Annotated in this window: 5 protein-coding genes; 4 read left to right on the top strand and 1 reads right to left on the bottom strand. The window is 48.2% G+C overall.

Going from position 1 to position 7,378, the window contains the following annotated elements; all coding sequences use genetic code 11:
- From K8S15_02505 to K8S15_02495, 3 genes are all read left to right on the top strand, one after another.
- Positions 1-2,338: PAS domain S-box protein (locus K8S15_02505; protein MCD4774905.1), on the top strand; the 2,338-nt coding region annotated here is incomplete at its 5' end.
- 257 nt (positions 2,339-2,595) lie between these two features.
- On the top strand, positions 2,596-4,089 hold the full coding sequence (locus K8S15_02500) for a plasmid pRiA4b ORF-3 family protein (protein ID MCD4774904.1): 1,494 nt from the start codon (positions 2,596-2,598) through the stop codon (positions 4,087-4,089).
- Between the two features lie 237 nt (positions 4,090-4,326).
- On the top strand, positions 4,327-5,490 hold the full coding sequence (locus K8S15_02495; GenBank protein MCD4774903.1) for an ATP-binding protein: 1,164 nt from the start codon (positions 4,327-4,329) through the stop codon (positions 5,488-5,490).
- A gap of 30 nt (positions 5,491-5,520) precedes the next feature.
- Here K8S15_02495 and K8S15_02490 read toward each other — a convergent pair whose 3' ends face one another.
- On the bottom strand, positions 5,521-5,673 hold the full coding sequence (locus K8S15_02490; GenBank protein MCD4774902.1) for a hypothetical protein: 153 nt from the start codon (positions 5,671-5,673) through the stop codon (positions 5,521-5,523).
- A 197-nt stretch (positions 5,674-5,870) separates the two neighbouring features.
- On the opposite strand from K8S15_02490, the gene K8S15_02485 reads away from it, so the two are divergent.
- Positions 5,871-7,298 (top strand): serine hydrolase, encoded by a 1,428-nt coding sequence (locus K8S15_02485; protein MCD4774901.1) that lies wholly within the window; start codon positions 5,871-5,873, stop codon positions 7,296-7,298.
- Positions 7,299-7,378 lie beyond the last annotated feature (80 nt).

Raw genomic sequence — 7,378 nt, 5'->3', positions numbered from 1 at the left:
CGGGATTCATGGTATTTCCAGGGATATCACCGCACGCAGGCAGGCCGAGAAAGCGCTAAAAGAAAGCGAAGAACAACTGAAACTGGCCCTGAAAGGCGGCGATCTAGGAACCTGGAACTGGAACATAGAAACCGACAGAATGGATTTCAACGAGCGCTGGGCTGAGATGAAAGGCTACAGCATCGACGAAATCGAGCCACATTTAAACGCATGGAAAAAACTTGTCCACCCCGATGACTTGCCAGGGATATATGAAATACTGAACAGACATCTCGAAGGGAAAACCGACTTTTACGAAGCTGAGTTCCGTATGAGACATGAAACGGGCAACTGGGTATGGATTCTCGACAGAGGCAAAATCATAGAAAGAGATAATAAAGGCAATCCCCTCCGCGTCTGCGGCACACACCTGGATATAACAGACCGCAAACGGGTAGAGGAAGAACTTCGTACAAGCGAGGAGCGATACCGGAGTCTTGTTGAAGATCAGGGAGAGGGAATTGCCGTCGTTAATCCTGAAGAACAGTTTATTTTCGCAAACCCTGCGGCTCATGATATCTTTGGTGTTTCACCTGGTGGTCTTGTGGGAAGAAACCTGAAAGAATTCCTGGATGAAGAAGGAATCGCCACCATTACCTCGCAGACAGAAATGCGTAAGACCAGGAAATCGAGCAGCTACGAACTGGAAATTATCCGCCCTGACGGACAGATATCGAATCTACTGGTTACGGTCAGGCCGCAGTTTGAGCAGCAGCAGTATACAGGCGCATTTGGTATATTTCGAAACATAACGAAGCGCAAGCAGGCCGAGAAAGCGCTAAAAGAAAGCGAAGAACGTTACAGAACATTTATCAACAGCACCTCAGACCTGGTATTTCTCAAAGACAGCCAATTCAAATACCTCGTTTTGAACAAAACCATGGCGGATTTCTATGGTAAATCATTTGAGGAAGTCATAGGGATGTCAGATTACGACCTTCTGCCTGAAGAAGCGGCAGACATCTGCCGGGCATCGGACAGGAATGTTATAGCCACAGGGAAGATAATCACCACAGAAGAACATTTTGGAGAAAATTCTTACGAGGCCATTAAATTCCCTGTAGCACTGCATAACGGCAAAACGGGTGTTGGATGTTTCATGCGAGACATCACGGAGTTCAAACGGACGCAGGAGAATTCACAAAAACTTCTTGAACAGCTGCATCAGTCACAAAAGCTGGAATCGGTAGGCAGGCTGGCGGGCGGCGTGGCGCATGATTTCAACAACATGCTCTGTGTCATTCTTGGCCATCTGGAAATGATTCAGGAGGAACTGCCTTCCGACAGCTCGATCCGCCCCAATCTCGAGGAAATCCATAAGGCTTCCAGGCACTCCACTGACATCGTCAGCCAGCTTCTTGCCTTCGCGCGGAAACAGACCATCTCCCCCAGAGTGCTTGACCTCAACGAGACTGTCGGATCCATGCTCAAGATGCTTAAGCGTCTCATTGGCGAGGATATTGATCTTTCATGGCAGCCCGCCAGAGGCCTGTGGCCGGTAAGACTGGACTCGACACAGATCGATCAGATACTGACAAATCTCTGTATCAATGCCCGGGACGCCATTGACGGCGTGGGCAACCTCACCATCAAGACCGATAATCTTGCCTTTGATGAGGATTACTGCGATGACCATCACGGCTTCATTCCAGGTGAATATGTTATGATGTCCGTCAGCGACGACGGCTGCGGTATGGATGAGGAGATTGAAAAGAACATCTTTGAACCGTTCTTTACCACCAAAGAGGTTGGCAAAGGCACCGGTCTTGGCCTTTCTACAGTCTACGGTATTGTCAGGCAGAACGAAGGCTTTGTCAATGTATACAGCGAACCGGGGCAGGGCGCGTGCATCAGTATCTACCTGCCGCGACACTTCACTAAGATAACTTCGGAACCTCAGAAGGATTCAGAGAAACCAGCCGTCCGCGGCAGCGAGACCATCCTGCTGGTGGAAGACGAACCGGCCATTCTGGAAATGATTGCGACAATTCTTGAACGCCTGGGCTACACAGTGCTCTCTACGGATATTCCCGGAGAAGCGATACGGCTGGCCAGGGAGTATTCCGGCAATATCCATCTGCTGATGACCGATGTGGTGATGCCCGAGATGAACGGCAGGGATCTGGCCAGGAATCTGCTGTCAATCTATCCTGATATCAAACGTCTTTTCATGTCCGGTTACACAGCCAACGTAATAGCCCACCACGGTGTGCTGGATGAAGGCGTGCTCTTCATTCAGAAGCCATTCACCTCCAAAGAGCTGGCGGTCAGTTTAAGGGAAGCGCTGGACAAAGAATAAACCGATTTTCAGTAAGAAAATCAACTGAAGTAAATACAGTGACTCAACCGAAACACAGAAGTGGTTTACTTACTTGACCTATCGTAAAACGAGTAATATTCTCAAACCAACAACGAATACGAAACGGAATTCCAGTTCCGGTACTTCCTTGAATAAGATTCTCAGATACCCGGATACCGATACATGAACACCGGTGATGCCGGTGAAATCCTCGATTGAACGGAGCGCATCGTATACTGAATGGCAGGAGATAAGGTATGACCGGAAAAGCGCCGTCCGATAACCAGTGGAAGAGACTGTTCAACCTCGCGGAGGAGATATCTCAACTTAAACCATGGAATAGCCTGCCGGAATGCAGTGTCTTCGGCGTCCGTCTTCCGGAGGACGCCGTGAACGGTTACATCGCTGTCATTGGAGAACTGGGGCAGGTTTCAGGTGTGATGGCGTACATAGGAGAAGCCTCTCTGGACAAACTTCGGTACATCTACAGTTCTGAATGTTTACTGGAGCTTACAATGCTGTCTGTTACCTTCGATCCCCCGGAAAGCCTGGAAGAAAAGGACAGAATGTTCGCTGAATCGCTCGGGCTTGATCTAGAACGGGACCGGGGCATACCGGTATTCAGATCCCACAGGCCGGGGTACATGCCCTGGTATATCGAAGGTGACGAAGCTGCCCGGATGATCATCTTCCTGGAACAGGCTGTGGAGGTTTTCCGGAGGGGCGATTTCACCAACTTCCTCGAACTCGGAAGCGATAATACCAGGTGTATGTACCGTGTACTTCAGGAAGGCGGCGGGTGGAGGGACAGTATTGAAAAGGTCCCGGAGAACCCGGAGTACAAAAAACAATTCGTTATACAGAACGAACTTCTGAGAAGCATCTGGAAGCTCCCGGTGAGCAATGGCCCCGTACAGGCGGATCTTCTGATGATGCCAGCGGCCATAGGCGGCCCCGGCGAACGGCCTTCAAACGCTTACATCCTGCTCCTCGTTGACGAGAAATCCTACTACATAATGGCCCATGAGATGATAAGCCCACTCCCCTCGCTGAGGGACATGGAGCTTTCCATTCCCTCCCGTCTGCTGAGGGCGTTTAAGAAGGCTGGCGTTAAGCCCTGCGTAATGAAGGTATTACAGGACGGGAAACTATCGGATATAATGCATCAGCTTGGAAAGAAGAACCTTCCATTCAAGGTATCGGAAGAGGAAGTTCTGGATTCTCTTGATGATGTGCGGGAAAACCTTTTTGAGATATTTTCAGAAGGAGACGATAATGGTTTCAGTGAGCAGACGGGCGAAGATATCCCGGAGGAGTATGACAAAATACATATACTGAAAGTTGCGTTAATGCATGACCGCAGAACTTACCGCAGTATCGGCATAAGGGGGGATCAATCATTGATGGATCTTCATTTCGCCATATTCCGGGCATTCGAAATGGAGGAAATGCATCTGTATTCTTTCTTCCTGCCCCCTCGGCCAACCACATCTAAAAGAGTCATAATGGATTCCATCGAGTTCACCGATACGGAAGCTGTCTTCCCCGCGACCCGCAACGAGCAGTACGACGCTTCTAACATTGCTATAGCGAATCTTGGACTGAATCTGAAGCAGAAATTCTACTACGTCTTTGACTGGGGAGATGAATGCTGGTTTGAACTGACGTACCAGGGAATGAAGGACATTGATATCGATAACCCACCGAAGGTCATAACGTTGAAAGGCGAATTACCTCCCCTGTACTCCTGATACTGAAACAAGCCCTTCAGCGAAATCAGGATTACATCAACCTTTTACTCCGACCACCTCAGTCTGAGTTTTCCGATTGTCCGAAGAGTCCTTTGTAACGATACCCCTGTCAATAAGCTCAGCCAGATCCCTTTGCAGTGTTCTGCGGTTAACACCGGAGCAGAGGTACATAGAACCTTATTCGTGCATATTGAGAATTGTATTGACAATTAGCACGATCAAGCTTAGTATGTTCATATGATTAAAAGAGAAGCTGAAGCAACTGTAAAAGAACTTGCCCGGGGTTATCCTGTAGTGATAATCACAGGACCACGTCAATCAGGCAAAACCACTCTTGCTAGAAGTGCATTTCCTGATAAGGAATATGTTTCTCTTGAAAACCTTGATACGCGCGGATCAGCAAATGAGGATCCAAGGCTGTTTCTTGACCGTTACCCCGATGGAGCGATCTTCGACGAAGTTCAACACTGTCCCGATCTGTTGTCTTACATGCAGGAAGCTATTGATTTCAGCAGCAGCACCGGTGATTTTATTCTTACTGGTAGTCAGAGATTCGGAGTTCTTTCAGGAATAACCCAGAGCCTGGCCGGTAGAGCGGCTCACCTTGAGTTGCTGCCCTTCAGCTTGTCCGAACTATCCGATTTCATTCCATCATATACACTTGATGGTATTATGTTCAGCGGATTGTATCCTCCTGTGCATGACCGGGAGCTTGATCCCGGCATATGGGCGGGTAACTACATAAGATCCTATGTGGAACGAGATGTCCGCAGACTGATAAATGTGAAAGATCTGAGCGTATTCCAGCGTTTTGTGGGATTATGCGCAGGAAGGATCGGTCAGCTGGTGAACCTTTCCAGCATGGCAGCAGACGCAGGAATTACTCACAATACGGCGAAAGAATGGATATCCCTTCTTGAGGCTTGCTACATTGTGTTTCTTCTTCGTCCGCACCACAGAAATTTCTCGAAGCGACTCATCAAATCCCCGAAGCTGTATTTCCATGATACCGGTCTTGCCTCATACCTTCTCTCCATAGAGACGGAAAGAACAATGAATTTGTCATCTATGAGAGGCCCTCTCTTCGAGAACTTAATAGTTTCGGAAATGCTGAAAACCAGATACAATTCAGGCAGAAGGAACAATCTTCACTTCTGGAGAGATAGAGCCGGACATGAAGTTGATGTAATTGTTGACCGGGGAGACGTATTTATTCCTGTTGAAATGAAATCCGGACAAACAGTAACAACAGACTCTTTCAAAGGGCTCAACTGGATGAAGGCACTTGCTTCCGAAGATGACTCATTCCTTGTTTACGGAGGAGAACGCTCATACTATAGAGCCGGCACATCAGTGATCTCGTGGCGCGATCACACTGCCATCAGATCAATTCAAACCTGACGGTTCCATGGTGAAAAATGTAATAGAAAGTCAGCTTTTTGCTGTATTGGAAGCTATATCCGCATCCCTGGCCATATCAGCATAGTTCAGTATTTGTCCGGTTCTGGCAGCACAAATCCTTATGAACTTTAGAAACGATATCTCATCAGGTATTGCCGACGAAGACATCCCCTGGCCGACCACTGGGATCCTCCAGGGGAATAACCTGATCCCATAAGGATTCTACAGCACAATTGACTCAATGGTATTCGTATGTTATCTATATACAAGTATATAAAAAATCATGAGTCCGCTCAGGGATTTCTCCGGACTGATTTCACTTTTTTCAATGCACTTCTTTGTCATTCCTCTGCGGTCTTGAATAACGGAGGGGGAATGAAATGAGAATATTCAAGCCGGGTTCAATTTTCATATCCGTTGCAGTTCTGCTGATTACCGCGAACGGAATTTGCCTTGCTGATCCACCGGACGCCTACATTCTGGAGATCATGGCGCAATATCATTATCCTGGTTGCGCCGCCGTTGCAGCATCAGGCGATTCTATTATCTGGAGTGGAGCTTTCGGTGACGCCAACTTCAATCAGGGAACGATTGTAACTGATTCTACACTGTTCTACCTGTATTCCCCGAGTAAAACCGTTACCGGTGTCGTCTTCATGCAACTATGGGAAGACGGGCTAGTTGGTCTGGATGATGACATTAGCGACTATTTGCCCTGTACTATCGAGAATCCTTTCTATCCTGGAGTGACGATTACACCAAGGATGATTCTGACACATACATCTGCTCTCGATGATAATCCCGCCCTGAACGATGAGCTGATCGCTCTGGGTGACAGTACGTACTCGAACATAGAGTTCTGTCAGGAGTTCTTTGTGCCTGGCGGGTCGCTCTACAGCACTGACAATTTCCAGAACTTCGAACCGGGAAGCGACTATGATTACTCGACTATCTCCTTCACAGTACTGGCTGCCATCACTGAAAGTGTCAGCCCTTACTCGGATTCATTCGATCTTCACTGCAGGGAATATCTATTTGAGCCGCTTCTGATGGACAACACTTCCTTCATCATCAGCTCAATTGACACAACACAGCTGGCAATGCCTTACAGCTGGAACGGTTCAACCCACGTACCCTATGGTTATCGCACCACCCCTCATTACCCAGGCGCGTGGTTGAAAACTAGTGCGTTACAGCTGAAAAACTATCTTATTGCCTTCATGCAGGGCGGTGAGATCGGTGGAGTCAGAATACTCGAAAGCACCACTGTGGATTCCATGTTAACTATCCAGTATCCAGGAATTGATCCCCACCAGGGCCTTGCCTGGTACCGCACTTACCACGGCGGTCGTGAGATATGGGGACACTCCGGAGGGGGCTTCGGGTACGGCGGCAGTTCTGAAATGTTCTACTGTCCTGCTGAAAACTCATCTGTGATTGTTCTTACCAATGGAGAATCAGGTGCTACGAGCCTTATTATGGATTCTCTGTTCAACTACGTTTCCGCAGAGTTGTCCATTGAAACCGGTGATGGGGTTTTGTCATGCGTAGCCTTATCACGGATATGCCCGAACCCTTTCACAGGCAGCACGGCAATATCTTTCGAACTGCCTGCATCGGCGCAGATTCATCTCGATGTGTACGATATTTGCGGTAGAAAAGTCAGGTCACTCGTAGAGGGCGGCTATCCTGCCGGCACAACCAGTGTGGATTTTCAGCAGGGTGAACTGTCAAGCGGCCTCTACTTCATTGTATTACGTTCAGGTTCCGACATACGGACGGAAAGGTGTGTGCTGCTCAAGCAGTAGTAGGTAATACTGAATTACTTGCGCTTCCTGTTTAATGCAAGCACTGCTTTGAAGAAAAGCATGTTCGAGAGAATCGGTAA

The organism is Candidatus Aegiribacteria sp., from assembly GCA_021108005.1.
Lineage (GTDB): Bacteria > Fermentibacterota > Fermentibacteria > Fermentibacterales > JCC-6 > Aegiribacteria.
This window is presented reverse-complemented; position numbering and strand designations above follow the sequence as displayed.

Bases quoted from the DNA above. Each gene is read 5' to 3' on its own strand.
- K8S15_02495 (MCD4774903.1), top strand. From the start codon at position 4,327: ATGATTAAAAGAGAAGCTGAAGCAACTGTAAAAGAACTTGCCCGGGGT.
- K8S15_02485 (MCD4774901.1), top strand. From the start codon at position 5,871: ATGAGAATATTCAAGCCGGGTTCAATTTTCATATCCGTTGCAGTTCTG.
- K8S15_02500 (MCD4774904.1), top strand. From the start codon at position 2,596: ATGACCGGAAAAGCGCCGTCCGATAACCAGTGGAAGAGACTGTTCAAC.